The sequence below is a fragment of the Methanomethylovorans sp. genome (assembly GCF_050177135.1).
In the GTDB taxonomy this organism is placed as follows: Archaea; Halobacteriota; Methanosarcinia; order Methanosarcinales; family Methanosarcinaceae; genus Methanomethylovorans.
In genome coordinates this window covers 1-3,531 of sequence record NZ_JBFXHJ010000196.1, presented here as the reverse complement: position 1 = coordinate 3,531, position 3,531 = coordinate 1, and the positions used below count along the sequence as shown (strand labels likewise).

The 3,531-nt window shown below is 42.9% G+C and carries 2 protein-coding genes and 1 pseudogene; 2 read left to right on the top strand and 1 reads right to left on the bottom strand.

The genetic code is table 11. The features are described from left to right. Window positions 1–1,834 (bottom strand): annotated as a pseudogene (locus tag AB7U21_RS11325) (nitric oxide reductase activation protein NorD); the annotation flags it as partial. A 172-nt stretch (window positions 1,835–2,006) separates the two neighbouring features. Here AB7U21_RS11325 and AB7U21_RS11320 point away from each other — a divergent pair. Then, complete coding sequence (locus AB7U21_RS11320) at window positions 2,007–2,672, top strand: CPBP family intramembrane glutamic endopeptidase (RefSeq protein WP_428389140.1); 666 nt, start codon at window positions 2,007–2,009, stop codon at window positions 2,670–2,672. Window positions 2,673–2,949: 277 nt separating this feature from the next. Next, a complete protein-coding gene (locus AB7U21_RS11315) occupies window positions 2,950–3,438 on the top strand; it encodes an AraC family transcriptional regulator (protein ID WP_428389138.1) in 489 nt (162 codons plus the stop codon). The last annotated feature ends 93 nt before the right edge of the window (window positions 3,439–3,531 follow it).

Sequence of the window (3,531 nt, the reverse complement as noted above, 5' to 3'; positions counted from 1 at the left end):
CCATGATGATAAGAGAGTCTTTTTCAATATCCACTATGCTCTTTTCCTCATAACCTATCGTTTTATGGGTGGAATAACTGACATCTATAAGGAAAAGAGTTGCAACGTCCCTTTCATGCTTGTCCCACCTAAGGTAGAGCCTGTCATCAGGGTTTATCCCGCATTTCTTCTGTATCAGAGCATCGATGAAGGCATCGATATCGATCTCAGTTCCATCGGTCCGTTCCTTCATCCTGCGGAATGCTTCCGGCTTCATCCTATTGAACACTTGCTTGATCAGGGCGATCTCATGCCTGTACTGTTCTGACGCATCTTTGTAGTAATCACTGGACATGCCAAAAGGCTCGACCTCGTTGACCGTACACCAGTCCGCTTTATAGTCACTGATCACAGCATCCCATTCATTATACATGTAACTGCCCAGTATCTTCCAGTTCTTGGCCGTTGAATAGGCAGGCTGGCGTTTGACCTCTTCTTTTGGCTCTTCTTTGTCTGGTTCTGGTTCCATCTCACTTTGAGGAATGAAATTCCTGATAATGTTCTCATGTGAACTGGACGAAAAAGGGTCCTTCCTCCTATACGCTCCGATATCCACTCCGCGATAATCGATGTTCTTCAGCACCTCATACTCTTTCTGGCTCAACGGACCCATCCGGTCATCAAGCATGGTATATATCCTGAAGGTAGTGTCAAGGGAATCAAGGACAGACGATCCTTCGTGGAAGATCCTTTCCTTCAGCAGGATTCTTGTCTCTTCCAGAAGACCTTCTGTCCCTTTGCTGATATTGAAGGGTTCATGTCCTGTTGAGATCCATAGCAGTGATTCCATGAACTCTTCCAGGTCGCCTTTCGGGACAGACCTTGTCAGAAGCATCTGGTATCTTATTCTCTCAAGGTCTGAGCGAACTCCCTTATAGTGTTCCATTATCCTGTACTCGACCCTGGCATCCTCCAGAACACCGAGTATCGTTCCTGCCAGTGCTTTGTTGGGAAACAGAGCTATGATGTCAGCGAGATCAATGATACCCTCGGGCTGCATCCCCGAAAGATAGGTCCTTTTCATTATGGTCGTGTACCTGCTTCTGATATCTGCCATCAGTCCTGCTACATCATCACGTTCTATCTTATGGGAACTGAACTGTACATGACCAATCTCATGCATTATGCTCAGCTTATATATCCTGAAGTTATCTTCACGATCACCATACTTTCTGATCCAGGGAGCAAGGTAGATGGTCCTGCCTGCGATCACAGGGTTTATGGCATTGGTTTTTTCCTCCACCTGCAACATCCTTCGGGAAAGAATGTTAAAATTGATACCTGACAAGCCAAGAGCATAGTATCTGAGGACGCTTACTATCTCATTGAGTGCCACTGACCCGATAAGCCCTTCAATGAACTCCTTTGAGCTCTCAGAATTAAGAGAAAAATAAGGTCTGCCAAGGGATGGGGCCTCTTCAAAGAGAGTTATGCCGTGCAGGGCCCATTCTTCCAGTTCACTGACGTCCAGATCCTTTAGAAGCGCAGCCGAATGGGTAAAATAATCAATTCCCAGGTCCTTGTCCTGGTCAAATATCTTTAAGCCAATACCTGCCCACTTCCTTATTCCGTCAGGCCCGGTGTGCTGTAATGCCTCGGGAAGATGCTCAAAGAAAAATTCTGCAAGCATGAGATCTTTATCAAGCAGCATACAGGCAGTTCTGAGAAGTTCACCATGATATGTCGGACTGCTCTTTTTAAGAACACTGATGAAATTATTACAATAAGTATTTCCGGAGAACCCTGATCCAACAAGTTCAATCAACTCTTCTTTAGTGGGATCTTTATGTTCCATATCCTGATCCTTCAATATGTTGATAGTTGTCTTGTTTCGTGGATAGAAAAAAGTTTGTATTTCCGGCTCTGTAGTAAAATCTATATTCAAGTTATCATCCATGTTAACAATGCATTCAAATGTGTTTCAAAGATGTTTCAGGATATTACAAAGCTGATAGCGGAGTGGTCTGATGGATGGGATGGATAGGGAAAAGGTCTGGAAATTAATATCAATTGTCGAATTGCTCATTGCCGGCACAGTGATCGTGCTGGACCTGTTCATCCCGACGATCATTATCCTGGGGATCATAGCTGTTTCGCTTTTGATCCGCAAGGAAAAACTGCAAACCTTAGGTTTCAGGAAGAACATTAGCTGGCTTAACATGATGATGACCATTTTAGTATTAGTGGTCATCTGGACCCTTTTGCATCTGAGCGTATTCATGCCGGTACTGAATCACTTAACAGGAACAACACAGGACCTGAGTGCATTCGAGAACCTGAAGGGGAATTTCAACCAGTTGTTGTTCTTCCTGTTGTTGACATGGACCTTAGCTGCATTTGGAGAGGAGATCGTGTACAGGGGATATCTCCAAAAAAGGATACTGGATCTGTTCGGAGATACAAGGACCGGAATAATTCTTGCAGTGGGTATTTCTTCCTTATTGTTCGGACTTGCACATACTGAACAGGGAACAATAGGAGTTATTCTCACTTTCCTGGATGCGATCTTCTTCAGCCTGATAAAGATACATTACGATAACAATCTCTGGGCTGCGATCTTTGCTCACGGGACAAGCAACACCATCGGCTTGGTTGGATTCTTCGTTTTCGGTCCTGTGTATGGGTTGTGGTAGGTTTTATATTTTGATCTGGATCTTCATTGCTAAAGAAATTTAATGGTGAAGCAAAGACCTGTGCTCTTTGAAAAGGGCTCATTGAAAATTATTTTGTAGCTTAAACATTATACTTCAATGGCTGATGATCCATTTTCATCAAAATTCATGAACATGTGCTGCAGAGATCTTTGAGATACCATCTCATGGACATTTTAACACTTTCACTCAATTTACTATGGGCTTTTATAGCAGATAGTACAAAAAATTGCTTAATAACAAAAAGTAGGTGATAGGTTTGGAAATCTTGAACGAGCCCGGAATAAAAGAGATAAAAGAAAGGAATGTAGCATGTGTTTCATTTGTCGGCAACTATCTGGGAAACACCAAAGTCTTTGATGACTTGTTCACCAAGCTTCTTGGTTGGGCAGGTCCGCAGCAATTGATGGGACCAGATACTATTTTGATGTCTGCCTATTATGATGATCCAAGCGTTACACCTCCGGAAGAACTTAAGCTGGATGTGTGTATGACCATTGAAGATGATGCTAAAGTTGAAGGGGAAATAAGAAAGAAAAAGCTTCCTGGAGGAAAGTATGTAGTAATGCGTGCAGAACTGACAGGAGCAGAAGAATATGGTCCTGCATGGGAAAAGATCTTTGAGTGGATCATGCAAAATAACCTTGAGATCGATATGTCCAGGGCAAGTTATGAGATATATTTGAACTCTCCCGGAGAACATCCGGAAAACCACCATATCCTTGATATCTGCATGCCCATCAAGTGAACCAAGATCAAGGGGTATTAATAAAAAGGTTTTATACAGAGCAATCGTTTAAGATATGTTTACCTGGTTCAGCATTATGTGATCCAGATTGTT